Below are 24,610 nucleotides of genomic sequence, written 5' to 3' on the forward strand. Positions count from 1 at the left end.
TTATTGCACCGTGAGGATCACCTTCACGCTATCGTCCACCGCCGATTTCTCGATGTAGCCGATAGCGCTGGTGTCGGCCGCCACCGCCTTCTTCACTTCCGCGCTGGAGCCATACTCCTTGGGCGCGGACGCCTTCCCGGTGAACACCAGCTTAGACCAGATAGCCTTTACCTGCGTGCTGTCCTTGTCCAGCACCTTCTTGTAAAACTCGTTGCGCAGCGCGCCGTCGGTGTGTTCGACGGGCGTGAACAGCGTTGATTTACCAAGGAAGAACTGGGCCGCCTGCTCACTGAACATGCGCGTGGCCGGATTCTTTGGATTGACGATAACGACGATTTCCGCCGCAAATACTGGGGCTGCGGCCAGCCATACTCCAGCCGCCAGCAGCAGCTTGCCGATAATCTTATGCATGGCATTCTCCTTAGAAGACGAAATCGATGCCTGCGGCATAAACGTTGACGGAGCTACCCGCAAAACCCGGCTTGGCGTTGACGAAGTAGCCGTTGCCCTCGCGCGTCTTGATGCGATCCACCTGCACCTTGAACGCGGCGGACTTGTAGAAGTCCCAGCGCAAGCCGACGCCGGTAGTCGACTGCAGGCCGGCCTTGACCGCGCCGTTGATGGCGGCGCTGAGCGGCGCCAGCGGGCCGGTGGTCGGCAGCGATGCGAAGCTGCGGCGGCTGTCCTGCTTCACGTCGCCGTGCACAACGTAAGGCACAAACTTGCCGTAGCGGTAGCCCAGCATCAAATACCAGGAGCTGGTGTCCTGCACCAGGCGCGTATCGGTCTTGCGCTTGGCGTATTCGGCCTGGCCGATGATGTTGTTGTAGTCCATGCTGATGCCGGCCGAGTTGAACGTGCCTTTCACATCGGTCAGCGGAATCTCGGCCAGTACGGAAGTGAGGCCTGCGCCGCGCACGGTGGCGACCAGCGTATTCAGGCTGGCGTTGTCATACAGCCCGAAGGTGGCGCGCGAATGGCCGATACGATAGGTGAAAGGGCCGTTTTCCAGCAGCAGCTGGCTGGAGAACACCGGCTTGAATTCGAGGTAGTAGTTGCCCGGCGCACGCACTTTGGTGCGTCCATACGCCACCTGTGCAGTCAGCGTACTGTCGCCGAAACTGTGCTGGTATATCAGGTCGCCGCCGTCCGCATTGTCGGCGGTAACCTGCCGGTACACTTCATTTGGCGGGCGCAGCATGGTGTTGGCGTAGCCGACGTTGCGCACGTCAGAGATCATGTACACCGGCAGCCCGATGCGGCCGAGGCGCAGCGAGAAGTCGTCGTTCAGGCGTATCTTGGCGAAGGCCCACGCCAGCTCGGCGCCGTATTGATCGTTATTGCCGTTCTTGCGCACCAGGCCTTGCAGCGTGAACGACACCGTGTCGCTGTACTTGGCGGTGGCTTGCAGGCCGAGGTTGGAGTCGACGCCGGGACGCGCATCTTTGCCGACGCCGGCGGCCTGGTTGGTGCGGTTGAATTCCGCCATGTCGGTATTGGTGGCGGTGAGTGCGGCGGTGCCGAAGCCGCTGACGGTGATGGGCATGCCATCTTGCGCATGGGTGGTGAGGCTGAGCGTACTGAGGATCGCTAAGGTGCTAACGGCGAGCGTGGGTTGTTTCATCGTGTCTCCCCTCCATGATTGTTGTTGTGGAACTGCTTTTTTAGTATGGGTGTTTTTCCAGGAAATGTCACAATTCCGTTGTGGGGAGGCAACGGATTGCAAGATGCGAGCGCTATCATATGATGCAAACAGCAAGCTTACCTAAAGGGTATCTACGAAATTCATAGGGCGGCGATGCTGGCCGAGTTGCATGCGAATGACACAATTCCCCCGTTCGACGTTGTCGCGTTAGCGATGAAAATCGACTTGAAAACGCACGGGGCCGACCAGCTTTACTTCGTGTTCGATCTGCGGCTCGACTACGCCGTGCTGCTCGGGTGTCAGCAGCACTTCCTCCGCCGGGACGCGGGCGTCGGTGATGCGGTATAGCAGGCTGCCTTCGAGGATGGTGATGCGGCCCCACACGCCGGCGGCGGTGGTGTGGCTGCGTTGCAGCGCGGCCGGGATGCTGTCCTCGGTGAAGACGGCGGTGCTCTTGTAGTGGCTTGCGGTATCGGGAATGCTTTTCATGGTGGTGTTCCTTGGGTTAGGCGACTTTAACTTCGCCGAAAAATCCGTATTGCAGGCTGGCGGCGATGCGGCGCGAGACGACCTGGAATTCGGCGGCGTCTTCGGCGCTGAACAAGCGCTTGGTGGCAGCATCGAACAGCTTTAGCCAGCGCTGGAAGTGCTCCGGCTGGACGCCGTTGAGCAGCATGTGTTTGCCGAAGACGTTGCCCTGGAAGCCACGCGTTTTCAGCATGACGGTGCACCAGAAGTCGACCATGCGGGCGAGGTGCGGCGTCCAGTTTTCGCCGATGGCCTGGTCGAAGACGGGGCCGAGTTCAGGATCGGCGCGCACGCCGTCATAAAATTCGTGGACCAGCGTGGTGATTGATTCTTCGTTGAGTGCTAGTTGTGACATGATGTACTTCTCTGGTTGTGTGAAGGCGCCAGCCCCAGACAAGGGCAATGGCGATGGATGCGGCCACCAGTGCGACGCCGGTGGTGACTTGGTCATCCAGCAGGTAGGCGTTGCACAGGCGTTGCGGCATGTTCTGGTATTGGATGCCGGCGATGGCGGTCATCCAGCACAGGTTCCCCATGTAGAACAGCTGGACGATCCAGTTGGCGCGCTGCAGCGAGCCGGGAAGGATGGCGCCCAACGCCAGCAGGGAGAGGAATTTGGCGGCTTCGATTTGTGTGCTGGTGATGCTCAGCTCCAGCGCGCGCGGGATCATCCAGTAGGCGCTGACCAAGAGCAGGGCGGTGAGGCCGGTGACGCCGTGCTGGTCGAAGATGGCCAAACGATGCAGCCCGCGCGCAGCAGGTGCGAGCAGCCAGCCGGCGGCGACGATCATCGGCAGTTGCAGCAGCATGTGGCGCAGCATGGCGGCTTCCAGCCAGTCGCGCAGCAGAAGGGCAGCCAGCAGGCAAGCTGCGCCAGCGATGATGCGGCGCGCACTCATCGCGTTTCTCCGAGCGCGAGGTGGGAGGCGGGCGCCGGGCCGGGGCGGCGCGCCATGGCGACGGCCAGCTCCAGTGCTTGCGCCGGATGCTCAAAGTCGGTGATGCGCGCGAGCCGGCCTTCGCGGTCGATCAAATGGAAGGCAGCATTGTGCTGGAACTCGCCGATCGGCGCGGGCAGCACGACGATGCCAAGCGTATCGAGCAGCGCCTTGCGTTCATCTTCGCGCTCAAAGCCGATCATGCGCCATAGTGCCGGATCGGCGTGCATGCGTTTCGCATACGCCGCCAGCACCGGCGCCGTGTCGCGCGGATCAAAGCTGATGCTGAGCAGCCGCACGTCATCCTGCAAACCGCGCTTGCGGATCTCGTCCTGCATCTGCTGGTACTCTGTGCCCAGCACCGAACACACCGCATTGCAGCTGGTGTAGATAAAGCTGACGATCGCCACCCGGCCATCCGCATGCGCCGCCACATTCGGCACCGGCACCGGCTCGCGGCTGATGGCCAGGCGGCGGCCGTCCTCGGTGGACACCACCTCAAAGCCCATCGAGCCTTGATGCAAGGCCGCTGCGCCTAAGCCGCACACCAGCAGCAAGGCTGCCAGCGTGGGCCGCAGTGATTTACTCTTTGAGTTTTGCGAGGTCTTCATCGCCATTCCATGGATCTTTACGATCCTTGCCCGCTTCACGTTCGGCCTTCACTGCCTCCGCCGCGATCTTGCCCGCGCTGTTGCCGAAGTTTGTGCGAATGTAGGTCAGCACCGCCGCGATCTCGGCATCATTCAGCTTATCTTTAAAGGCCGGCATCTGGCCGCTGTAAGCCACGTCCTTGACCGTCAGCTTGCCGACTACGCCGTGCAGCAAAATATTGACCGGCACCTTGTCTGCCGCCAGTACCCATTCCGAGCCGCCCAGCGGCGGGAACACGCCGGGCAAACCCACGCCGCTGGCTTGATGGCAGGCGACGCAATTGGCCGTGTAGACCTGTGCACCGTCGGCCGCACCGCCGGCAGCGGCGGGCTTGCCTTCAAGCGTGGCATAGGTGCGCTGATCGCCCAGTTCCGGCGCATCATTGCCGCCATTTAGGAAAATATAGCTGACCGCCCAAATCACCAGCGCCGACACCACCAGCAGCACCAGGCGCGGCACCGGGCGATTGCGCTCATACGGATCGGGATTTTCACGCGCGCGCGCATCGTTGTTCATTTCAGTTTCCCTTCAAAGACGGGATAGGTGTGATCCAGTCCCTGCATGTAGGTCACCAAGTCCAGCGCCTCCTGGCGCGCCACCACCACTTTGCCGGGCGGCTTGTAGCCCGGCGGCAGCGTCAGTACCCGATCGCCCGGTTCAGCCTTTTCCTTCACCTCGAACAGGAACGGATAGGCGGGCATGACGGAACCCGGCGTGTAGGCGCGCGGCTGATACAGATGGCCGAGATGCCAGTCCTGGCTAGGCTGGCGCGCGCCGATGTTGAACAAATCCGGCCCGGTGCGCATGGTGCCCAGCAGGTGCGGTTTGTCGTAGTGGTAGTCTGCGGCCACCGAGGCGCGGCCCCAGCCCCGCTTATCATCCGGCGCAAACGCGCGGTCGCGCGGCTGCTGCGAGTGGCAGTAGATGCAGCCGTTGGCGATATACACCTCGCGCCCGCGCAGCTGCGCCGAGGTGTAAGGCTTGAGCGCCTTGGGCGGCTCCACCGGTTTCAATTGCAGGAAGGGCACCACCACCAGCGCGGAAGTCGCCAGCGCCAGCGTAACCATGGCACCGCTCAGGAGTTTGAGTTCGTCATTCATATCAGGCTCCAGCCAGTTTGGAGGTGTGCAGCAGCGCCGCGCCAGTACGCGCCGGACCGTAACGGAACACCATGGCGAGGAAGTGAGCGGCAAATACGATATGACCAAGCGTCATCACGGCGCCGCCCAGCGAACGGCTTTGCAGGTAAGGCAGCGTTACCGTCACCGAATCCATGAACGGCTTGGCGGCATCCAGCATGGCCAGGCCTTGCAGCCAGCCGCCGATGGTCAAGCCGATGAAGTACACCGCGAAGCCCGCGACCACCAGCCAGAAGTGCGCCGCAATCAGGCTTGGATATGGCCATTCCCATGCCATCACGCGCGGCATCACAAAGTAAATCGCGCCGAACATCACCATGGTGAAGAAACCATACAGGCCAAGATGCGCGTGCGCCACCGTAAAGTGGGTGAAGTGAGCCACCCGGTTTACCGCGCGTATCGCTTCTATCGAGCCTTGGATGGAACTCAGCGTGTACATCATGCCGCCCAAGACGATGAAGCGCAGCGTCGGCGAGTAGATCAGGCGCGAGAAGTGGCCGCGCATGGTCAAGTGCTGGTTCACCGAGAACGAGATCACCGGCACGATCATCATCACGCTTTGCACGATGGAGAGCGTAATCAGCCAGCCCGGCACCGGGCCGCCGATCAAGTGGTGGCCGCCGACCTGGCCGTAGAAGAAGGCCAGCGTCCAAAAGCCGAGCAGCGACAAATTGTACGACTGCACCGGACGGCCGATAATCTTGGGCAGGAAGTAGTAGACCGAGGCCAGCGCCATCGGCGTGTAGAACAGGCCCAGTACATTGTGGCCGAACCACCAGTTCATGGTCGCTTGCTGCACGCCGAAGTGGGTGGCCGGCAGATTCCCGATCAAGAACAGGATGGGGAACCAGAACAGCGCGGCGCCCATGTACCACACCGACACGTACAAGTGATCGACCTTGCGCGCCTGGAGCGTGTACACCAGCGGAAGTCCCATCAGCGCGCCGCCGATCACAATCAGCACGTCCACTTGCCACGGAATCTCCAGCCATTCCATGCCGTCGCTGATGCCTGCGGCGATGCAGCCGACGCCCGCAATCAGGCCGGCGTTCCACAGCATGCAGCCAAGGATGGCGTAACGCCCCCCGAGCAGCGGTGTTTTCAACAAGCGCGGCAGCAGCCAGTAGGCGACGCCGAAGGCAGCCATCGGCGCCCAGCCATAGGCGATGATGTTGAGGTGGATGGTGCGGATGCGGCCAAAAGTCAGCCACGCCTGCTGCACCAGCCAGTCCGGTTCGTGCAGCTTGATGGAACTGGTGAGCCCCGCCAGCGAGCCTGCAATCAGCCACACCACGGCACATGACAGGAACACAAAGGTAATAACGGCCGTGGAGCGGTCGGCCGCTTCGCGGTCCGGCGGCACCGAGCCGCCGATTTCGCCGGGATTGAAAATGACCTCGGCCGCTTCCGACGAGGGATCGAACAGGCGTTTGCGCAGTGACCAGATAAAAACAAACAGCCCGGTAATCGATAGCACAAACGAGGACAAAAGTATCGTGACTGTATCCATGATTTTGGCGGTGGCTTAAAGATTCATATGAAATACTACATTAAATATCGAACTTATACAACTGCGTTTCATGATAAAAGAATGACCACATTAGCCAATACCCCTAAAAGAGGGATGCTGGAACTCCTTAACGGCTGCCGGCCGCCTTCAGCGCCGCAGGCAGATTGCGCGCGATGACGCGCAACATTTCATCGACGTCAATTGGTTTAGCGATAAAGTCGTTCATGCCGCAGGCGATGCATTGCTCGCGCTCCGACTCCATGACGCCGGCCGTCATCGCCAGCACTGGCAGGTGCAGCGCCAGTTCGGAGCGGATCTTGGTGGTGGCTTCAAAGCCATCCATCTCCGGCATTTGCACGTCCATGAGTACCAGGTCGTAGCGGTGCGCCTCGGTGCGCAGGCGTTCGACGGCGGCGCGGCCGTTGTCCACCGCATCGATTACGGCGCCGGCGTAGGTCAGCATGCTGTTGGCCACCAGTTGGTTGACCGGATTGTCTTCCACCAGCAAGATGCGCACGCCGTCCAGCCGCTGGCCGCCGGCGTCGGCATCGGCTACCGGCGCGGCGCCGACGGCATGGCCGGCTTCACGCGCGCTGGCCTGCGCCTGTTGCAGCGTCTCTGCCAAGCGGATGGTGGTGACAGGCTTGAGCAGCACAGCGTCGGCCATTTGCGCGCCGTCGGTGTGTAGCAGCTTGCCCTGGCCGAAGGCGCTGATCATCAGGATCACCGGAACGCGCGCGATGGCTGCGTCGGCGCGTATGGCTTGCATGGTGGCGAGTCCGTTCATGCCGGGCATATTCCAGTCCACCATCACGGCGTCGTAACGCACCGACTGATTGCGCAGCAGCGTCAAGGCCTGCTCGCCACTGCTCGCGCTATCGCAGCTCCAGCCGCGTGAGCGGATGCTGCGGCAAAGGTAATCGGCGCTGACGCTGTCGTCGTCGATCACCAGCAGATGCTGCACCGGGCCGATGGACGGCAGGGTGTCGGCGCTGACTTGCAGCGGAACGGTGAGCATGAATTCACTGCCTGCGCCGGGCGTGCTGCGTACATCGATAGACCCGCCCATCAAGGTGGTGATGCGGCGTGAAATAGCGAGGCCCAGGCCGGTGCCGCCGAAACGGCGCGTCATCGAGGCATCGGCCTGGGAGAAGGGCGCGAACAGCTGGGATAAGCGTTCAGCGTCGATGCCGATGCCGCTGTCGCGCACCGTGAAGCGCAGCGTGGCCGGGGCTTCGGCCAATTCCACCAGCACCGCGACCGAACCCTTTTCAGTGAACTTGATGGCGTTGCCGACCAGGTTGATTAACACCTGCTGCAAGCGATGGCTGTCTCCGACCAGCGCTTGCGGCACGCCTGGCTGCACGCCGATGGCCAGTTCCAGATCCTTTTCGCCGGCGTTGACCGTCATGATGGTGGCAACGGCTTCCAGCATGGACGACAGCTGGAACGGCATCGGCTCCAGTTCCATGCGGCCCGCTTCGATCTTGGAAAAATCCAGCACGTCATTAAGAATGCTGAGCAGCGAATTGCCGGAGGAGCGGATCATCTCCACGTACTTCAACTGCTCGGCCGACAGCGCGGTATTACTGAGCAGGTGGGTCATGCCCAGCACCGCGTTGAGCGGCGTGCGGATTTCGTGGCTCATGTTGGCGACGAACTCGCTCTTGGCGCGGCTGGCCGCTTCGGCTTGATCGCGCGCGGCGATCAGCGAGCTTTCCGATTCGCGCAGTGCGCCGGTCATCTGCCGCGCCAGCGCCGTGGCGTAGGCCTGGCGCGCCGTCAGCGCCCGTACCACGCCGAAGAACAGCAGGCTGATAATCACGCCGGCCAGCAGCACGATGTGCGACTTCTGGCGATCGACGGAGTCTTCAAATGCGGGCTGCGAGGCAAAGCGCAGCGTCCAGCGGTGACGCAGCAGCTCGAGCGGCATGGTGCGCTGGTACGGATTCGGATACTGCTGCGCGTCGGCCGTTTCGCTTTGGCTTGCATACAACAGCGCGGACGGCGTGGCTTGGGCGCCGTCGAAAATCTCCAGCCGCACGGTGCTGTCGGCGGGGCCCAGCAGGTCGCGCATCAATTCGTCGGCGCGGATGGGGCTATAGGCGAAGCCCTGCAAGGCTGCCATGCGCTGGTGGGCCGAACTATCAGGCGTCAGGCCTACATATTTGCGGTAGATCGGGAAGTACATCAGGAAGCCCGGCAAGCCGGCCTGCTGATCGTCCTGCACCAGCACCACCTTGCCGGTCATGGCTGGCATGCCGCTACGCGCCGCTTGCAGCAGGGCTGCGCGGCGGGTCGGCTCGGACATCATATCGTAGCCGAAGGCGCGCAGATTGCGGCCGGCGAAGGGCTCGAGATACATCACCACCGCCGACATGCCGGGATCTTTGGCGTTCTGGTCGTTGTTCCAGATGCGGAAGTCCTCATAGCCTTGGTTGCGGATATCGTGCTCGGTGGCGGCGCGCTGGTCGGCGCGCAAGTACATGCCGTAACCAAGTCCCATCACGCCGGGGAAGTTATTGGTCAAGTCCATGCCGTCGACGAAATCGCGCCATTGATCGCGGCTCGGCTCCTGCTGTGCCTTGAACAGCGCCTGGGCGCCGCGCAGGCCGGATTCGTAGAGTGTCATGCGGCGGCTGATGCGCTTGGCGATGTCGGCGCACTCGGCGTCGAACTGCTCCTGGGCGCGGCGTTCCGCGCCCGCTGCCAGCAGGTGCCATACGGCCACCGTCAGACCGACGCCGATCAGCAGCGTGCCCCATTGCGCGGCGCTGTAGTTGACGACATCGCCGGCGCGCTTGCGTTCACTGGCGTCCGCGCACAGCACCATGGCGATCAGGCTGCACAGCATGATGAAGCTGGTCAGCGCGATCAAGGCGTCATTCAGGGTGCCGACGGCGAATGGGCCGCGGCCATTGATGGTGCCCAGCACCGCAGCGCCGGCGGCGACAATGCAAACCAGGCTCGCGCCGCGCAGTCCATGGCGGTAGGACGACCATGCAATCGCCAGCACGAACAAGTAAGGCAGCCATCCCAACCCATCGGCATACGAATAGCGGCGGCCGAAGACGGCCAGCGACAGCAGCAACAGCGCCATCAGCGACAATGCAATTTCCAGGGCGCCGCGCCAGCTCCAGCGCGGCCGCCGGCGCACGCACCAGACCAGGATCGCCGGGCCGACCAGCAGCACGCCGGCCGTATCGCCGACCCACCAGGTCAGCGCGATGGTGCTGTACGCCGCTGCCGGCGCCAGGCCGCTGATCACCAGCGTGGTGCTGCCTATGCCTGCGCTGACCATCGACATCACCATCGCTACCACGGCGAATTTGTAGACATTCTGCTGCTGGCCCATAGGCTGCTTCACGTCGAAGTAGCGCCGCACCAGCCACACGCCGGCCAGCGCTTCGAGCGTATTGCCGCTGGCGATAATCAGCGAGGCCACGGCCACCGTAACGTCAAACGGCACGCCATTGGCGTGGAAGGTGGCAAGGTTGGCGAGCAAGGCTCCCAAGAAGATAGCCGGCCAGGCGCGATAGCCGATCAACAGCAGCGCCGCGAAGGCGATGCCGGACGGCGGCCAGACCGGGGTCGCATTAGTATGCGCGAACGCCAGCAACAGGCTGGCGCGGGCAATCAGGGCGTAGCACAGCGTGAGAAGCATCAACGCGCGCATGGCGGGTTCGCGGGGTTGTCAACGATGAGCCACTATAGCGTAAATATTGTCATAATGGTTTGGCATTCTCGCCACGCGCAGGGTATATTTTCTTATCTTATTTATAGAGAGGATGCGTTGATTGTCGCGATCTCGGTGGTATTCGCCGTACTAGTTGGGCTGTTATCCCTTGTAAGCCACGTCCGCCAGAAAGCCTGGCGCGACGCCGCGCTACAGCGCAGCAGCGAGAGCGAGCGGCGTGCACGCGTGCTGGCCGATACGCTGCCGCTGCTGATCGCCTATCTGGATCGCGACCTGCGCTACCGCTTCGCCAATGCCTACTACCGCACCCAGTGGGGCATCGACCCGCAAGACATGATCGGCAAGACCGTCAGCGAAGTATTCGGCGCGGCCGCCGAACCGTGGCTCGAGGATCTGCACGCCGCGCTGTCCGGGCGTCGCTTGCATTACGAACGCGACTTCCATGGCGAAGACGGCATCCGCCACTTCCTGGTCGACCTGGTGCCGGACGTCGGCAAGGACGGCAAGGTGGCCGGCTTCTACCTGACCGCGATGAACATCACCGACCGTAAAAACAGCGAGCAGCGCGCCGAGGCGGCCAGCCGCGCCAAGAGCGAATTCGTGGCGAATATGAGTCACGAGATCCGCACGCCGATGAACGCGGTGCTGGGCGTGGCCTACCTGCTGGAGAATACGCCGCTCAGCCACACGCAGAAGGAGTATGTAGGGATGATCCGCTCCTCCGGGCAGGTGCTGCTGGGGATTTTGAACGATGTGCTGGACTTTTCCAAGATCGAGGCGGGGCGCATGGAGCTGTCGCCCGCGCCGTTCCGCCTGCGCGAACTGCTCGATGCGGTTACCAATGTGATGACGGTCAACGCGGCTTCGCGCGGCATCAGCTTATCGACCAGCACCGACGCCGAGGTGCCGCCGGTGCTGGTGGGCGACGCCATGCGCTTGCAGCAGATACTCATCAACCTGGTGGGTAATGCCATTAAATTTACCGAACGTGGCGGCGTCACGGTGCGGGCCGCGCTGGCCGCGCCCGATCAGGGCCAGGGCGCTCGCCTGCGCTTCTCGGTGCGCGACACCGGCATCGGCATGGACTCCGAGCAGCAGAGGCGCTTGTTCACCGCCTTCAGTCAAGCCGACGCTTCGACCACGCGGCGTTTCGGCGGCACCGGCCTGGGATTGGCCATTTGCCGCCGCTTGGCGGAGCTGATGGGCGGCGAAATTTCAGTGCGCAGCATGCAGGGGGCGGGCAGCGAGTTTGTGGTGACGCTGCCGTTTACCGTCGGCGATGCAGAAGCAAAGCTGGATGCGCCGTTGTGGCAAGGCGCGGCGACGGAGGGCTGGCTGTTGCCGGAGCCTGCGCCGCTGGTCGAAGCAGAGCCGCCGGCGGAAGCTGCTCCACGCTTGCGTGGCCTGCGCGTGCTGCTGGTGGAAGATCATCCGCTCAACCAGGTGGTGGCGCGCGGCATGCTGGAGCACGCCGGCGCCAGCGTGGATCTGGCGGAGAACGGCCAGTTGGCGCTGGATCGCCTGCGCGAACACGCTGCCGACTACGACCTGGTGCTGATGGACGTGCAGATGCCGGTGATGGACGGCTTCGAGGCCACCCGCCAGGCGCGCCGCCAGCTGGGATTGACGCTGCCGATCCTGGCCATGACGGCAGGCGTTATGCAGTCGGAGCAGGATCAATGCATCGCCGCCGGCATGGACGATTTCATCGCCAAGCCGGTCGACGTCGAGCAAATGCTGGACACCATTTCGCGCCACTGGGCTGCAATTCGCGCCAGCTAGCGCCATTTCGTCGCACGGCCGCACGCCGAGGCGGGGCAATGGATAAAGTGAGCTCACACTTTATCCACACAGGAGCCCAGCATGTCCCGATTGATGTTTGCCTTGTTGTTCGCCGTTGCCGCACCGGCGTTTGCCGCCAACCTGACCGTCAACGTGGACGGCGTTTCCAACGCAGATGGCCAGATCATGATCGCGGTTTTCAACTCTGCCGATACCTTCCCGGTGAAGCCAGTGCGCGCACTGGCCGTGCCTGCGCAGAGCGGCAAGGTGCAATTGGTGGTGCCGGATTTGCCGGCCGGTGATTATGCGCTGGCCGTTTATCACGACGCCAACGGTAACGGCAAACTGGATCGCAATCTGGTTGGCATGCCGATCGAGGACTATGCCTTTAGCAATAACGCCATGGGCAAGCGCGGCGCGCCGGGTTTTGACGATGCGCGAATAGCGCTGCCGGCCGGCGGCGCCACGGTCAGCGTCAACCTGCGCTGAACGGAGGCCGATATGACCAATCGCCGCCAATTCATCAGTTTCGCCGCGCTGGGCCTTGCTTCGCTGCCGCTGCCATCGCTGGCTGCCGCGTTAATCGAGTCGACCGGCGACCAGGCCGGGCAGGCCACGGTGCTGGGCCGCATGCCGGCTGACCTTAACGGCATTTTCTATCGCAACGGGCCGGGGCGTTTTGAATTGGGTGGCGAGCGTTATCGCCACTGGTTTGATGGCGACGGCTTTGCCCAGCGCTGGCAAATCTCGGATGGCAAAGTAAGCCACACCGGCCGCTTCGTCGCCACGCAAAAATTTGAAGAAGAAAGCAAGGCAGGGCGCTTCCTGTATTCCGCCTTCGGCACCCACATTGGCCGCAAGGGTGCGAAAAACAATGACGCCATGAACACGGCCAATACCAATCTGCTGCCGTTCAATGGCGGCGTGTACGCGCTGTGGGAGGGCGGCTCGGCCACCGAACTCGATCCGCAAACGCTGGCCACGCGCGGTATCAAGACTTGGCGCGCCGATCTGAAGGCGATGCCGTTTTCCGCCCATCCGAAGGCGGATCCCGACGGCGGCTTGTGGAACTTCGGCACCATGCCGGGCGCGGACCGTCTGATGATCTACCGTCTGAACGCCAAGGGCGAGGTCACGCGCACCGCCATGATCCCGGTGGCGGATTTGAACATGGTGCATGACTTCGTGGTCAGCGGCCGCCATCTTGTGTTCCTGCTGGCGCCCTACGATATGCAGCCGGCGCCGGATCGCAGCCTCGCCGACAGCATGCATTGGGCTGGCGCACGGCGGCCTTTGCGCGCGGTTGTCATCAGCAAGGACACGCTGGCGCTGCGCCAAGTGTTTGAGCTGCCCGCGCGTTCGGTGTTCCATCTCGGGAACGCGTACGAAGACGGTGCGTGCACGCGGCTGGACGCGGTGCTGCACGACGGCGATGCGCTGCGTACCACCTCGCTGCCGGCGCGCGATTCGCTGCGGCCGATAGCGGACTATCGCAGCAATACAGTGCAGATCACCCTCGATTACGCCAGCGGACAAGCGCGAGAAGCGCGGCTGTTCGGTGTCAGCGAATTCCCGCGCGTGGCGCCGCAGGTAGTGTCGGCGCGCCATCGCAAGCTGCTGGTGCTGGGCGCCAGCGGCAAGGAGCTGATACTCGACAGCGTGAACCTGATCGATACCGACAGCGGCAAGGCCGATAGCTACGCCTTCGGCTCAGGCTGGGAGGTGGAAGAACACGTACTGGTGCCGCGCCGCGGCGCGCGTTCGGAGACCGATGGCTATGTCGTCGGCGTGGCACAGCACACGCATCACCGCCAAACCGTGCTCACGGTGTTTGATGCGCACAACATCAAGGCCGGCCCGAGGGCGTTGGCGCGTCTTCCATATCGCGCACCGCTTTGCTTTCATGGTAACTTTCTGGCGACATGAAAAATTCAACCACCTGCACAACTGGCGACGACACAACGCCACCGCTGTCCCATCCGCTGGAATTGATTCCTTTTTTCCGCCGCTGGCCGCCGTCGATAGCGCGCAACCTGCTGTACACGGTAATCTGGAGCAGCGCCATGGGCCTGGCGTTCGCGGTGCTGGAGGTGATGGTTCTGCGCGGAGAAGCGCTGGCCGTGATATCTATCTGGCCCTTGCTGCTGATGTCCAATTTGATTGGCGCCATGATCCATGCCGGCTCCGTGCTGTCCAATCGCTACCTGCATGGCTGGCCGCGCCGCGCGCGCGGGCTGCCGCGCGTGTTGTTCAGCATGGCGCTGGTCGGTATTAGCGTGCCGCTGGGGATCGCGCTGGGGAATCTGATCTGGCGCGGCACTGATCCGGTCAAGCTGCTGACCAACCGCAGCATAGTCGGGGAGTCTGTGTTGATCGGCATCGCTGTCGCCGTGCTGCTGTACTTGGTGCGCAGTTCTGCCGAGCGCCGTCACGAACGGGAGCTGGCCGAAGCAACGCAGGCGGCCTTGATCGCATCCACAGATCGCATGCTGGCCGAGGCCAAGCTGCGCGCCTTGCAGGCGCAGATCGAGCCGCACTTCTTGTACAACACGCTGGCGAATGTCCTAAGCCTGATCGCCACACAGCCGGTACAGGCCCAGTACATGCTGGAGCGCTTCATCGATTATCTGCGTGCCAGCCTGGCCGCCAGCCGCAGCGAGGAAGCCACGCTGGCTTCCGAGACCAAGCTGATTGCCGCCTATCTCGACGTACTGGCGGTGCGCATGGGCGACCGTCTGCGCTATCGCATCGACCTGCCGGACGCGCTGCGACAGTTCAACATCGCGCCGATGCTGCTGCAACCGGTGGTCGAAAACGCCATCGCACACGGACTGGAACCGAAAGTGGAGGGCGGCGAGATTGTCGTCAGCGCCGCCCTGGAGGGCGAGCAGCTGTGCATCCGCATCAGCGACACCGGCGTGGGCCTGAACCTTGAGGCACCGCGCAAGCCGGGTGGCGGTGTGGGCCTCAGTAATCTGCGCGAACGCTTGCGCAGTTTATACGGCGCGGCAGCCAAGGTAGAATTATTGGAAAATCAACCCTGTGGCATGACGGTGCGCCTCATGCTGCCTTTGAATGCGAGTCCGACATCGACACCATCCGCGCCCTGATTGCAGACGACGAAGCGCATCTGCGTGAGTACCTGGAAGGCCAGCTGAAAACCGTCTGGCCGGAGCTACGCGTCGTCGCGCGCGCGGCCAACGGCATTGAAGCATTGAGCATGATCGACGAGCTGGCGCCAGACGTCGTATTCCTTGATATCCGCATGCCCGGCCTCACTGGGCTGGATGTGGCGGATCGGCTGCTGAAGGGCGCCAAGCCGCCGCACATCGTTTTCGTCACCGCGTTCGATCAATATGCGGTGGAAGCGTTCGAGCATTCGGCGGTGGACTATTTGCTTAAGCCGGCGAGCCTGGAGCGGCTTGAGAAAACCGTGACCAAACTAAAGGCGCGCATGGCGACGCCGGTGCCGGCGGCTACGCTGCAAGCCTTGTTGGCGCAATTGGCCGTAACGCCTGCTCCTGCGCCAGCCGCCGCAGCGCCGTTGCAATGGATACGCGCTTCGCATGGCGAAGAAACGCGCTTGATTCCCATCGAAGAAGTAATCTACTTCCAGAGTAACGACAAGTACACCAGCGTGTTCGTGGCGGATGGCGAGAGCCTGATCCGCACGCCGATCAGCAAATTACGCGAGCAGTTGGATGAACAGCAGTTCTGGCAGATACACCGCAGCGTGATTGTCGCCGCGCGCCACGTGGCAGGCACGCGGCAAGACTTTCGCGGACGCTTGATGGTGCAGCTGAAAGGCCGCCCGGAACAGTTGGTCGTGAGCCGTAACTACGTTGATCTGTTCCGGGGGATGTGAGTCTTACTTGACGATGACCGGCTTGACGCGCGATGCCGCTTCCTTGGCGTTGACGCGCGCGGTTTCCACGTCGTCGGCGGTGGCCAGCGCCACGCCCATGCGGCGGCGGGCGAACGATTCCGGCTTGCCGAACAGGCGGATATCGCTATTCGGCACGCGCAGCGCATCGGCCACGCCTTCGAAGGCGATGCCGGCGGCTTCGTGCTGGCCGTAGATCACGGCCGAAGCACCCGGTGCTTTCAGCGCCACGTTGACCGGCAGGCCGAGAATCGCCTTGGCGTGCAGTTCGAATTCGCTTTGCACCTGGGTCGCCATGGTGACCATGCCGGTATCATGCGGACGCGGGCTCACTTCCGAGAACCAGACCATGTCGTTCTTCACGAACAGCTCGACGCCGAACAGGCCGAGGCCACCCAGATCGCCGGTGACTTTGGCGGCGATATCGCGCGCACGTTCCAGCGCCACTGGATCCATGCGGCATGGCTGCCACGATTCCACGTAGTCGCCTTGTACTTGCACGTGACCGATAGGATCGCAGAACTGCGTTACGACCTTGCCGTCCGCGCCCAGCGAGCGCACGGTCAGCAGGGTGATTTCGTAGTCGAAGTCGATAAAGCCTTCAACGATTACGCGGCCCGAGTCGACGCGGCTGCCGGCGGCAGCGTAGTCCCATGCCGCGTTGACGTCGGCGGCGGAATCAACTTTCGATTGGCCTTTGCCCGACGACGACATCACCGGCTTGACCACGCAAGGGAAGCCTACGGCAGCTGCGCCGGCCTGCAGTTCTTCCAGGCTGCTGGCGAAGCGGTACGGCGAGGTGGCGAGGCCCAGCGTTTCAGCGGCCAGGCGGCGGATGCCTTCGCGGTTCATGGTCAGCTGCGCGGCGCGCGCGGTTGGGATGCAGGTGATTTTGCCGGCCGCTTCCAACTCGGCCAGCTTGTCGGTGGCGATGGCTTCGATTTCCGGCACCACCAAATCAGGCTTCTCTTGCTCGATCAGCGCAGCCAGTGCAGCGCCGTCGGTCATGTTGATGACGTGGGCGCGGTGCGCCACCTGGTGGCCCGGCGCATTTGGGTAGCGGTCGACGGCAATCACTTCCACGCCCAGCCGCTGCAGCGCGATGATGACTTCCTTGCCGAGTTCACCGGAGCCGAGCAGCATGACTTTGGTGGCGGTTGGGGACAGGGGCGTACCGAGAGTGCGTGGAGTGTTCATAGCTTGGATATCTAAGTTAGAAAGAATAAACCAGTGTGACCGACGTTTGTGTGTCGGTGTTTTTCTTGTCAGCCGGGACGTTGGTGTCGTTACGGATGTTGAAGGCGGCCTTCATCTGCATGGTGCTGTTGATTTTGGTGAGCAGGGCGGTTTCCGCCATCGAGTGGATATTCGAGGTGCCGCGCTCCACGCTGATATTTTGGCGGAACTGGGCACTGTCGCTCAGTTTCCATTTCAGGTTGGCTGCGCCGCGGATGGTCATGCCGTTCTCGGTATTGCCTTCAGAGCGCACGCCGCGGAAGTAGCCCGGGCCGATTTCCACGTCCAGCGTGTGGGTGTCCGACTGGTAGGTCTGGGTGCCGTAACCGACGCCGATGGTCGAGTAGCGGATGTATGCGCCGAATTTATCGTCGACGTGGGTCGCCAGTGCAAACAGTTTGCCGTGGTCGTCGTGCAGCAGCTTGTAGCCCGCCTTGGCCGACAGCGAGAAGCGCTGCGCCGAGCGCTCGCGGGTCTTCTCGCCGTTGTCGTCTGTGACTTCTTCGTCCTTGAAGTAGCCGGCCAGGATGTATTCATTGCTCCATTTGGCCGTCTCCTGCTTGGCGTCGATTTTGCCGGTGACGGAAGTACCGACCGTGTTACCTGAAGTGGAGATCGCGCCCAATTCTGCCGATGTGTTCCAGCCGTGGGCGTTGGCTGGATCGATGGTGTCGGCCGCGATGGCATGGCCGCCGGCCAGCGCAAGCGCGGAAAGGATCAGGAGGGATTTCATTTGCGTGCGTGATGCTGAAAGAAGGCAATATTGTACCCGACATAGAGCGAATATGCCGCTTAACAGGACGTGCGCGCCCGCACAGACGCTGCCTGCGCAAGGGCAGATGATGACCTCACTTATCAAAGGGGCATCGATCATGAAACTGATCTTGTGCGCGGCGCTGGCCGTGATGTGCGGGGCGGCCAATGCCGCAGTCAATAAATGCGTGGATCAGGAAGGCCGCGTTCTGTTCACTGATGCGGAGTGTCCGCAAACCGAGACGCGCGTGGCTGAGGAGCCGGCAGCGCCGGTGGCTGCATCATCTGCGCCCGTGCTGTCGCCGGTGACGGTTCCCGCGCCACGCAGCCGCTGGGCCGACTTGCCGCGTCCCTTGGCACGCAAGACAGCCACGATTGACGCCACCACGCTGCAAGCTGCCCGTCAGACCATGCTGATGCAAGACGAGCTGCATAAGCCGCGCCGCTTGCTCAGTTCCCGTTGACGTAATCTTCCAAGCCTGCGGCCAGCGCGGTATAAACGGCGGCGCAGGCGGGATTGCTGCGCAAGTTCTCGTGCATGGCCAGCCACGTATCCAGCGGAATGGTCAGCAGATCCGGGATTACTCTCACCAGCGCAGGATCGCGTTCGGCCAACCGCGTCTGGCATATGCCGATGCCCAGTCCCGCGCGGATGGACGATAAATGGACTAAATCGCTATCGCTGCGCAGCGCGTAACTGCTGCTCGCAAGGTCGCCCAGCAGTGGTTGCAGCTTGCGGGTAAAGGCATTTTCACGGTCGATGCCGATCAGCGTATGCTGCGCCATCTCTTGCCACGTGCGCGGGGTGCCGTGACGATTCAGATAATCACGGTGCGCGTGAAATCCTAATTCAATATTGCCGATGCGGCGCGCAACCAGCACGTCCTGCTCGGGGCGTTGCATGCGCACGGCGATGTCGGCATCGCGCCGCAGCAGGTTCTCAATGCGATTGGATACCGCCAGTTCAATGGTGATGCCGGGATGGTTGGCGCGCAGCCGCGCCAATATTGGCGGCAGTACTTCAACGCTCACGACTTCACTGGCAGTGACGCGCACCGCTCCCTTGATTTGCTGGTTTTCTCCGCGTCCCATGCCGGAAGCTGCGCGCAACAGCGCCGTGGATGCAGAGGCCAGCGTTTCTGCATACGGTTTTAGCGCGTGCGCAGCCTCGGTTGCGATGAAGCCGGATTGAGAGCGGGTGAACAGCGAAAGACCAAGCGCTTGTTCCAAGGCGTCGATATGGCGGCCGACCGTCGGCTGGGTCAGGCCGAGGGCGCGCGCGGCGCCGGACAGCGAGCCTTCCTCCAGCACGGCGAGGAAGGAGCGATACAAATCCCAATTCGGTTCGGCGATAGTCATACGAAATTGTATAGCGGGTATGCGGTTTTCGGTAATTTTCTTTTAGCTCCTGGTGGGCGACACTGCTTCCATCGACACTCACTCAAGGAGAGCAGCATGGAAGCACTGATTCTGGGCGCAACGGGCGGTATTGGCGGCGAAGTGGCGCGTTTGCTGGTAGCGCGCGGATGGCGCGTGAAGGCCTTGCATCGTTCGCAAAAACAGGGCGATGGGCTGGAATGGATTATTGGCGACGCCATGAACCGCGACGACATGGTGCGCGCGGCCCAAGGCGTGCAGCTGATCGTGCATGCTGTGAATCCACCCGGCTACCGCAACTGGGGCACGCTGGTGCTGCCGATGATCGACAACACGATTGCAGCGGCGCGTGCCTCCGGCGCTCGCGTGCTGTTGCCGGGCACCGTTTACAACTACGGGCCGGACGTGTTCCCGCATGTGTATGAAGATGCGCCGCAACGCCCTGTCACGCGCAAAGGCGCGATACGCGTAGAGATGGAGCGCCGCTTGAAGGATAGCGGCGTACCGACGCTGATCGTGCGCGCCGGCGATTTCTTTGGCCCGAAAGCAGGCAATAGCTGGTTCGCGCAAGGCTTGGTCAAGCCGGGCAAGCCTGTGGCGGCGATCAGCAATCCGTCGGCGCCGGGCGTCGGCCATCAGTGGGCTTATCTGCCGGACGTGGCTGAGACCATGGTGCGGCTGGTGGAGCGCGGCCAAGCGCTGCCGCAGTTCGCAAGCTATCAAATGGCGGGACATTGGGATGCAGACGGCACGCAGATGACAACCGCGATTGCTCGGGCGGCGGGCAAGCCGGAACTGAAGGCTAGCGCATTCCCATGGTGGCTGACCTGGGTCGCCGCGCCGTTCGTGCCGGTGTTCCGCGAACTGCGCGAGATGCGCTACTTGTGGCGCCAGCCGGTGCGCATGTCGAACGCGCGCCTGCTGGCGGTACTGGGTGGCGAGCCGCATACGCCGTTGGATGTGGCAGTTCACCGCACCTTGCAGGGGCTTGGCTGCTTACCAGCGGCGTGAACTTCTTACATGCGTGGTTCGCCGGTTTTGCTGTTGACGGCGATGGTATTGCCCGGCGGAGTGCTCATTTGCACGCGATGCTGCACGCCGCGATAGTTGTACGCGACGTCCCAGTACTCAGGCTTTTGATTGCCGACCGTTTCACAACGGCGCACGTCGCGCGTGCTGGTGTTGTTTCGATTTGCGACGTTGTTGCCGACGGCGGCGCCGGCCACCGCGCCGCCTGCAGTGGCGATATCGCGTCCGGTTCCGCCGCCAACCTGGTGGCCAAGTATGCCGCCGATTAGGGCACCGGCGATGATGCCGCCAGCGTTAGGGCGCGAAGGCTCTTCCACTTGCTGGCGTTCGACCCAGCAGCGCTGCTCCGGCGTGCCGAGCACCGCGTGCACCGAGCTTACCGGCACTTCGACGATACGTTCGCTCGGACGGCGGCGCCATTCATAGGTCGGCTGCGCCAGCGGTGGCGGCGCTTCGTTCTCGTAGCGGTCGCGCGGCTTGGCTGGACGCACCGAGGAAATGCGGTTGTTCAGGCCCATGCCGCGCAGTGTTTCGTAGCTGCCTTTGCGCAGCACCATGCATTGGCCGCGGAAGTTGGCGTCTTCGCATACTTCCCATTGCCCGCGATCGATGACCACCGAAGAGGCGCGGTCGTTAAAGCCATTGCGCGACAGGTCGCGCACTTGGCCATTGGCGGTGAAGGCCCGGCCGCGCCAGCCATCCGCTTCATAGAAAGTGATTTGTGCAAAAGCTTGCGAAGTGATGCCGGCCACTGCACAGGCCACGGCAAATTTGATCGTCTTGTTCATTGTCTTCTCCTGTTGGGATGAAGCCCGAGCATGGACGATTTTGCTGCCGTCTTCTGTACGACAGCGTACTTATGGCTCGACCGAATGGGTGCGCTTCAGGCAGCGCAGCACGAAGGTGGAGCGGCTGTGTTTTAGGCCGGGAAGCTTGTACAGTTTCTTGCGCAGGAACTCTTCATAGCCCGCAGTACCGGCGACGGCGACCTTGATCAGGTAATCGTAGTCGCCGGTGAGCAGGTAGGCCTCCATCACTTCCGGCAGCGTGGCCAGGGCGCGGCCGAATTTTTCGAAGATGTCGTCGTCATGCCGATCCAGCGTGACTTCGATGATGACGGTGTCCGGGTAGCCTAGCGCGGTTTGGCTAAGCAGCGCCGTGTAGCCCTCGATCATGCCGCCTTCCTCCAGCGCGCGCACGCGGTTCCAGCATGGCGTGGTGGAGAGGCCGACCTTTTCGGCCAGCTTGGTGTTACTCAGGCGGCCGTCGTTGCGCAGCTCGCGCAGGATGCGGCGATCCAGTTCGTCGATTTCCATGCTATCTCCAGATGAATATTCTTCATATTCTATCTTAACGAGGATGATCTGCTACAAATAAGCTAAACCAGCATAAATTCAAGAAGCCTATTTTTCAGCTTTGTGGCTATTCTAGTCTCATGGATAAGACACAAAAAAGCTACCGATTCTGCATCGAGCCGGATGCGCCGATTGCCACGCTGGAGGCGGCATTACAGGTGGTGCGCCGCTTGGACATTGAGCTGCGCGCGCTGCGCACCACTTCTACGCCATATGGCATGGAAGTACAAATGCGCCTTGCGGCCGAAGAGGAAGATATTCTGACGTTGTGCCGAATGCGGCTGCATAACCTGATCGGCGTGATGCCGATCAGGGAAATGCCAACACTGGTGGTGTCCAACCAGCTGCGTCAGGCGACGTAGCTGTATTTGATCAGGAATACGATGGCGATGATCCACACCACCGGTTTGACCTGGCGCGCCTGGCCAGTCAGCAGTTTCAGGCCGGCGTAGGTGATGAAGCCGAATGCGATGCCGTGTGCGATCGAGTAGGTGAACGGGATCACCAGCGCGGTGATGGCGGCCGGTACGCTTTCGGTGGTGTCGCTCCAGTCAATGTCGATGAAGTCGCGCAGCATCAGGCAAGCGACGAACAGCAGCGCCGGTGCGGTGGCGTAGGCCGGCACCACGCCGGCAATCGGCGCGAAGAACAGCGCGGCCAGGAACAGCAGCGCGACCACCAGCGCGGTGAGGCCGGTGCGGCCGCCCGCTTGCACGCCAGCGGCGCTTTCGAGATACGCCGTGGTGCTGGAAGTGCCCAGTACCGAACCAGCGACGATGGCGCAGCTATCGGCCAGCAGCGCTTTGTTCAGGCGCTGCATGCGGCCGTTCACCAGCAAACCGGCGCGCGAGGCCACGCCCATCAGGGTGCCGGTGGCGTCGAACAGTTCAACCAGGAAGAACACCAGCACCACGTTGAACAGGCCCAGATTCAGGGCGCCTTGCAGATCCAGGTGCAGCAGCGTCGGCGAGATCGACGGCGGCAGCGACATAAAGCCGTGGACGGTATTCCCGCCGAAGAAGAAACTCAATACCGTCACCGAGACGATGCCGAGCAACAGCGCGCCCGGTACTTTCAGGCGATCCAGCGTGACGATCAGCAGGAAGCCGAAGATGGCCATGACGGTGTGCGGGTTGTGCATATCGCCCACGCGCACCAGCGTTTCAGGATTGGCGACGACCAGGCCCGCGCTTTTCATCGCGATCAGCGCGAGGAACAAGCCCAAACCAACGGTAATGGCGACCCGCAGCGAATGCGGAATCCCATTGACGATATGTTCGCGGACTTTAAACAGGCTGACGAGGATGAACAGGCAGCCGGAAATAAACACGGCGCCCAGCGCCGATTGCCACGGCACGCCCATGCCAATGACGACGGCGTAGGCAAAGTAGGCATTGAGGCCCATGCCCGGCGCCATGCCGATCGGGTAGTTGGCGTACAGGCCCATGATGATGGTGCCCAGTGCTGCGGCGAGGCAGGTGGCGACGAAGACCGCGTCCTTGGGCACACCGGCGTCGCCGAGAATGGCGGGGTTGACGAAAATGATATACGCCATCGTCAGGAAGGTGGTAACGCCCGCGACGACTTCGGTACGGACGCTGGTGCCGTGCTCAGAGAGCTTGAAAAATTGATTAAGTGACGGCATGCGCGCGCTCCTGCAAATACATCGAGGGCGAAGAATAGCATGGATGGGCGCAACACTAGGTGGTGTCAAAAGGGCAAAAAGATGTAATAATGCAAAAATAGTTGTCCACTAATCCGGGTCGCTCACATGGAACTTCAGCCTACACAAGAGGGCCGCACGATCGTGCTGAGTCCCGCCGGCCGCATCGATCACACGCACGCAGACGCCTTCAAACTGGCGCTCGACCCGCATCTCGCGGACTGCCGCAAGGACGGCGCGCCGCTGGTGATCGATTTCTCCAACGTCAGTTATATCAGCAGCATCGGCTTGCGCGCCCTGATGGTGGCGATTAAGCAGGTCAAGGCGCAGGGCGGGCGCATGGTGCTGGCGGCCTTGCAGCCGCTGGTGCTGGAGGTGTTTACCATCAGCCGCTTCGATATGCTGTTTGAGATTTTCCCCGACCGCGCGGCGGCGCTGGCAGCGGTGGCTTCATGAAGGCGCGGATTTGGGGCGCGCGCGGCTCGCTGCCGGTGGCGCTGACCCACAAGCAGATACGCGCCAAGCTGGTGACGGCGCTGGAAGGCGCGATCGGGCGCAATCTCGATAGCGCCGACAAGGTGGCCGATTACATCGACAATACATTGGGCTTTGAAGTCAGCGGCACGTATGGCGGCAATTCCAGTTGCGTGGAGGTGGAGGCCTGGGATACGGATGCGATCCACGAGCACATTATTCTGGATCTTGGTTCGGGCGTGCGGCCGCTGGCAGGTTCCAAGCTGGCCAAATATGGGCCGGCCAAGCCGCAGACCTATCACGTGTTCATGTCGCACCTGCATTGGGATCACATTATGGGATTCCCGTTCTTTACGCCTGCCTATATTCCAGGGAACCGCATCATCATCTACGGCTGCCACAAGGATTTGGAAACGGCGTTTCGCCGCCAGCAGGAGCCGATCAGTTTTCCCGTGGCCTTCCACCAGCTGGGCGCGACAATTGAATTCGTGCAGATGGAGCCGGGCGTGCCGCTGACGGTGCGCGATGTGACCGTGACGGCCAAGCTGCAACTGCACGCGGGCGATTCGTATGGCTACCGCCTGGAGCAGGGCGGCAAGACGCTAATCTACAGTACCGATTCTGAGCACAAGCTCGATAACGCCGCCGAACGCGTGGCCTTCGTCGATTTTTTCCGTGATGCGGATCTGGTGATTTTTGACGCCATGTATTCGCTGGCCGATTCGATTTCGGTGAAGGCGGATTGGGGCCACTCCAGCAACGTGGTTGGCGTGGAGTTGTGCCAGCTGGCCGGTGTGCACAAGCTTTGCCTGTTCCATCACGAGCCGATTTACGATGACGCGCAGATCTCGCGCGTGCTGGCTGAAACGCGCCGTTATGCGGAGATCACCGGCGAGGCGCCGTTGGAGATTGTGTCCGCATACGACGGCATGGAAATTCCTCTCTAAGCG

At 62.2% G+C, this 24,610-nt stretch carries 26 protein-coding genes; 10 read left to right on the top strand and 16 right to left on the bottom strand.

What is annotated here, in order from left to right; genetic code table 11:
* From GTP45_RS10180 to GTP45_RS10225, 10 genes are all read right to left on the bottom strand, one after another.
* Positions 1-411 (bottom strand): type 2 periplasmic-binding domain-containing protein, encoded by a 411-nt coding sequence (locus GTP45_RS10180; protein WP_161013761.1) that lies wholly within the window; start codon positions 409-411, stop codon positions 1-3.
* Positions 412-421: 10 nt separating this feature from the next.
* Positions 422-1,624: a hypothetical protein gene (locus GTP45_RS10185; RefSeq protein WP_166454582.1), complete on the bottom strand. Its 1,203-nt coding sequence runs from the start codon at positions 1,622-1,624 to the stop codon at positions 422-424.
* A 228-nt stretch (positions 1,625-1,852) separates the two neighbouring features.
* On the bottom strand, positions 1,853-2,134 hold the full coding sequence (locus tag GTP45_RS10190) for a TehB family protein (protein WP_161013762.1): 282 nt from the start codon (positions 2,132-2,134) through the stop codon (positions 1,853-1,855).
* A 16-nt stretch (positions 2,135-2,150) separates the two neighbouring features.
* Positions 2,151-2,528, bottom strand: a complete 378-nt coding sequence (locus GTP45_RS10195; protein WP_161013763.1) for a group III truncated hemoglobin — start codon at positions 2,526-2,528, stop codon at positions 2,151-2,153.
* The gene (locus GTP45_RS10200) at positions 2,470-3,072 is read right to left on the bottom strand and encodes a hypothetical protein (protein ID WP_174821649.1); all 603 of its coding nucleotides are present in this window, start codon (positions 3,070-3,072) and stop codon (positions 2,470-2,472) included. Before GTP45_RS10200 ends, GTP45_RS10195 begins: the two co-directional genes overlap by 59 nt.
* Complete coding sequence (locus tag GTP45_RS10205; protein ID WP_161013764.1) at positions 3,069-3,722, bottom strand: SCO family protein; 654 nt, start codon at positions 3,720-3,722, stop codon at positions 3,069-3,071. Before GTP45_RS10205 ends, GTP45_RS10200 begins: the two co-directional genes overlap by 4 nt.
* The gene (locus tag GTP45_RS10210; protein ID WP_161013765.1) at positions 3,694-4,278 is read right to left on the bottom strand and encodes a c-type cytochrome; all 585 of its coding nucleotides are present in this window, start codon (positions 4,276-4,278) and stop codon (positions 3,694-3,696) included. Before GTP45_RS10210 ends, GTP45_RS10205 begins: the two co-directional genes overlap by 29 nt.
* Complete coding sequence (locus GTP45_RS10215) at positions 4,275-4,862, bottom strand: cbb3-type cytochrome c oxidase subunit II (RefSeq protein WP_161013766.1); 588 nt, start codon at positions 4,860-4,862, stop codon at positions 4,275-4,277. Before GTP45_RS10215 ends, GTP45_RS10210 begins: the two co-directional genes overlap by 4 nt.
* Position 4,863: 1 nt before the next feature.
* Positions 4,864-6,411 (bottom strand): cbb3-type cytochrome c oxidase subunit I, encoded by a 1,548-nt coding sequence (locus GTP45_RS10220; RefSeq protein WP_161013767.1) that lies wholly within the window; start codon positions 6,409-6,411, stop codon positions 4,864-4,866.
* 127 nt (positions 6,412-6,538) lie between these two features.
* Positions 6,539-10,087, bottom strand: coding sequence for a CHASE domain-containing protein (locus GTP45_RS10225; protein WP_161013768.1), 3,549 nt, complete (start codon positions 10,085-10,087; stop codon positions 6,539-6,541).
* Between the two features lie 117 nt (positions 10,088-10,204).
* Between GTP45_RS10225 and GTP45_RS10230 the strand changes: the two genes are divergently transcribed.
* From GTP45_RS10230 to GTP45_RS10250, 5 genes are all read left to right on the top strand, one after another.
* Entirely contained in the window at positions 10,205-11,890 is a 1,686-nt protein-coding gene (locus GTP45_RS10230) for a PAS domain-containing hybrid sensor histidine kinase/response regulator (RefSeq protein ID WP_229258401.1), read from the top strand.
* Between the two features lie 81 nt (positions 11,891-11,971).
* Positions 11,972-12,379, top strand: coding sequence for a DUF2141 domain-containing protein (locus GTP45_RS10235; RefSeq protein WP_161013770.1), 408 nt, complete (start codon positions 11,972-11,974; stop codon positions 12,377-12,379).
* Positions 12,380-12,391: 12 nt separating this feature from the next.
* A complete protein-coding gene (locus tag GTP45_RS10240) occupies positions 12,392-13,816 on the top strand; it encodes a carotenoid oxygenase family protein (protein ID WP_161013771.1) in 1,425 nt (474 codons plus the stop codon).
* The gene (locus tag GTP45_RS10245; RefSeq protein ID WP_161013772.1) at positions 13,813-15,000 is read left to right on the top strand and encodes a sensor histidine kinase; all 1,188 of its coding nucleotides are present in this window, start codon (positions 13,813-13,815) and stop codon (positions 14,998-15,000) included. The genes GTP45_RS10240 and GTP45_RS10245 overlap by 4 nt, the downstream gene beginning before the upstream one ends.
* Before the next feature lie 20 nt (positions 15,001-15,020).
* A complete protein-coding gene (locus GTP45_RS10250) occupies positions 15,021-15,755 on the top strand; it encodes a LytR/AlgR family response regulator transcription factor (RefSeq protein WP_229258428.1) in 735 nt (244 codons plus the stop codon).
* Positions 15,756-15,758: 3 nt separating this feature from the next.
* Here GTP45_RS10250 and purT read toward each other — a convergent pair whose 3' ends face one another.
* Together purT and GTP45_RS10260 are read right to left on the bottom strand one after the other, a co-directional pair.
* On the bottom strand, positions 15,759-16,970 hold the full coding sequence (gene purT, locus GTP45_RS10255) for a formate-dependent phosphoribosylglycinamide formyltransferase (protein WP_161013773.1): 1,212 nt from the start codon (positions 16,968-16,970) through the stop codon (positions 15,759-15,761).
* A gap of 16 nt (positions 16,971-16,986) precedes the next feature.
* On the bottom strand, positions 16,987-17,742 hold the full coding sequence (locus GTP45_RS10260) for a DUF481 domain-containing protein (RefSeq protein ID WP_161013774.1): 756 nt from the start codon (positions 17,740-17,742) through the stop codon (positions 16,987-16,989).
* Positions 17,743-17,881: 139 nt separating this feature from the next.
* Between GTP45_RS10260 and GTP45_RS10265 the strand changes: the two genes are divergently transcribed.
* Complete coding sequence (locus tag GTP45_RS10265) at positions 17,882-18,226, top strand: DUF4124 domain-containing protein (RefSeq protein WP_229258402.1); 345 nt, start codon at positions 17,882-17,884, stop codon at positions 18,224-18,226.
* On the opposite strand, the gene GTP45_RS10270 is transcribed toward GTP45_RS10265, so the two are convergent.
* Entirely contained in the window at positions 18,213-19,121 is a 909-nt protein-coding gene (locus GTP45_RS10270; protein ID WP_161013776.1) for a LysR family transcriptional regulator, read from the bottom strand. The two genes, GTP45_RS10265 and GTP45_RS10270, sit on opposite strands and share 14 nt — an antisense overlap.
* 96 nt (positions 19,122-19,217) lie before the next feature.
* On the opposite strand from GTP45_RS10270, the gene GTP45_RS10275 reads away from it, so the two are divergent.
* The gene (locus GTP45_RS10275; protein WP_161013777.1) at positions 19,218-20,150 is read left to right on the top strand and encodes an NAD(P)H-binding protein; all 933 of its coding nucleotides are present in this window, start codon (positions 19,218-19,220) and stop codon (positions 20,148-20,150) included.
* Between the two features lie 5 nt (positions 20,151-20,155).
* On the opposite strand, the gene GTP45_RS29160 is transcribed toward GTP45_RS10275, so the two are convergent.
* Entirely contained in the window at positions 20,156-20,956 is an 801-nt protein-coding gene (locus tag GTP45_RS29160; RefSeq protein WP_161013778.1) for a beta/gamma crystallin-related protein, read from the bottom strand.
* Positions 20,957-21,025: 69 nt separating this feature from the next.
* Positions 21,026-21,484 carry an Lrp/AsnC family transcriptional regulator gene (locus GTP45_RS10285; protein ID WP_161013779.1) on the bottom strand — a complete coding sequence of 153 codons (459 nt, stop codon included), beginning with the start codon at positions 21,482-21,484 and terminating at the stop codon, positions 21,026-21,028.
* Positions 21,485-21,603: 119 nt separating this feature from the next.
* On the opposite strand from GTP45_RS10285, the gene GTP45_RS10290 reads away from it, so the two are divergent.
* Positions 21,604-21,885 carry a hypothetical protein gene (locus GTP45_RS10290; protein ID WP_161013780.1) on the top strand — a complete coding sequence of 94 codons (282 nt, stop codon included), beginning with the start codon at positions 21,604-21,606 and terminating at the stop codon, positions 21,883-21,885.
* Here the strand turns inward: GTP45_RS10290 and GTP45_RS10295 are convergent.
* Entirely contained in the window at positions 21,873-23,168 is a 1,296-nt protein-coding gene (locus GTP45_RS10295) for an NCS2 family permease (RefSeq protein WP_161013781.1), read from the bottom strand. The genes GTP45_RS10290 and GTP45_RS10295 overlap by 13 nt on opposite strands.
* A gap of 126 nt (positions 23,169-23,294) precedes the next feature.
* Between GTP45_RS10295 and GTP45_RS10300 the strand changes: the two genes are divergently transcribed.
* Together GTP45_RS10300 and GTP45_RS10305 are read left to right on the top strand one after the other, a co-directional pair.
* Complete coding sequence (locus GTP45_RS10300; RefSeq protein ID WP_161013782.1) at positions 23,295-23,642, top strand: STAS domain-containing protein; 348 nt, start codon at positions 23,295-23,297, stop codon at positions 23,640-23,642.
* Positions 23,639-24,607, top strand: a complete 969-nt coding sequence (locus GTP45_RS10305; protein WP_161013783.1) for an MBL fold metallo-hydrolase — start codon at positions 23,639-23,641, stop codon at positions 24,605-24,607. Before GTP45_RS10300 ends, GTP45_RS10305 begins: the two co-directional genes overlap by 4 nt.
* Positions 24,608-24,610 lie beyond the last annotated feature (3 nt).

The organism is Duganella rivi, from assembly GCF_009857435.1.
Taxonomy (GTDB): domain Bacteria; phylum Pseudomonadota; class Gammaproteobacteria; order Burkholderiales; family Burkholderiaceae_D; genus Rugamonas; species Rugamonas rivi.

Coding starts and splice junctions, on each gene's coding strand:
- purT (WP_161013773.1), bottom strand. CDS start 16,970: ATGAACACTCCACGCACTCTCGGTACGCCCCTGTCCCCAACCGCCACC.
- GTP45_RS10275 (WP_161013777.1), top strand. CDS start 19,218: ATGGAAGCACTGATTCTGGGCGCAACGGGCGGTATTGGCGGCGAAGTG.
- GTP45_RS10290 (WP_161013780.1), top strand. CDS start 21,604: ATGGATAAGACACAAAAAAGCTACCGATTCTGCATCGAGCCGGATGCG.
- GTP45_RS10295 (WP_161013781.1), bottom strand. CDS start 23,168: ATGCCGTCACTTAATCAATTTTTCAAGCTCTCTGAGCACGGCACCAGC.
- GTP45_RS10240 (WP_161013771.1), top strand. CDS start 12,392: ATGACCAATCGCCGCCAATTCATCAGTTTCGCCGCGCTGGGCCTTGCT.
- GTP45_RS10215 (WP_161013766.1), bottom strand. CDS start 4,862: ATGAATGACGAACTCAAACTCCTGAGCGGTGCCATGGTTACGCTGGCG.
- GTP45_RS10220 (WP_161013767.1), bottom strand. CDS start 6,411: ATGGATACAGTCACGATACTTTTGTCCTCGTTTGTGCTATCGATTACC.
- GTP45_RS10185 (WP_166454582.1), bottom strand. CDS start 1,624: ATGAAACAACCCACGCTCGCCGTTAGCACCTTAGCGATCCTCAGTACG.
- GTP45_RS10210 (WP_161013765.1), bottom strand. CDS start 4,278: ATGAACAACGATGCGCGCGCGCGTGAAAATCCCGATCCGTATGAGCGC.
- GTP45_RS10180 (WP_161013761.1), bottom strand. CDS start 411: ATGCATAAGATTATCGGCAAGCTGCTGCTGGCGGCTGGAGTATGGCTG.
- GTP45_RS10270 (WP_161013776.1), bottom strand. CDS start 19,121: ATGACTATCGCCGAACCGAATTGGGATTTGTATCGCTCCTTCCTCGCC.
- GTP45_RS10285 (WP_161013779.1), bottom strand. CDS start 21,484: ATGGAAATCGACGAACTGGATCGCCGCATCCTGCGCGAGCTGCGCAAC.
- GTP45_RS10195 (WP_161013763.1), bottom strand. CDS start 2,528: ATGTCACAACTAGCACTCAACGAAGAATCAATCACCACGCTGGTCCAC.
- GTP45_RS10235 (WP_161013770.1), top strand. CDS start 11,972: ATGTCCCGATTGATGTTTGCCTTGTTGTTCGCCGTTGCCGCACCGGCG.
- GTP45_RS10305 (WP_161013783.1), top strand. CDS start 23,639: ATGAAGGCGCGGATTTGGGGCGCGCGCGGCTCGCTGCCGGTGGCGCTG.
- GTP45_RS10190 (WP_161013762.1), bottom strand. CDS start 2,134: ATGAAAAGCATTCCCGATACCGCAAGCCACTACAAGAGCACCGCCGTC.
- GTP45_RS10265 (WP_229258402.1), top strand. CDS start 17,882: ATGAAACTGATCTTGTGCGCGGCGCTGGCCGTGATGTGCGGGGCGGCC.
- GTP45_RS10225 (WP_161013768.1), bottom strand. CDS start 10,087: ATGCGCGCGTTGATGCTTCTCACGCTGTGCTACGCCCTGATTGCCCGC.
- GTP45_RS29160 (WP_161013778.1), bottom strand. CDS start 20,956: ATGAACAAGACGATCAAATTTGCCGTGGCCTGTGCAGTGGCCGGCATC.
- GTP45_RS10260 (WP_161013774.1), bottom strand. CDS start 17,742: ATGAAATCCCTCCTGATCCTTTCCGCGCTTGCGCTGGCCGGCGGCCAT.
- GTP45_RS10245 (WP_161013772.1), top strand. CDS start 13,813: ATGAAAAATTCAACCACCTGCACAACTGGCGACGACACAACGCCACCG.
- GTP45_RS10300 (WP_161013782.1), top strand. CDS start 23,295: ATGGAACTTCAGCCTACACAAGAGGGCCGCACGATCGTGCTGAGTCCC.
- GTP45_RS10200 (WP_174821649.1), bottom strand. CDS start 3,072: ATGAGTGCGCGCCGCATCATCGCTGGCGCAGCTTGCCTGCTGGCTGCC.
- GTP45_RS10205 (WP_161013764.1), bottom strand. CDS start 3,722: ATGAAGACCTCGCAAAACTCAAAGAGTAAATCACTGCGGCCCACGCTG.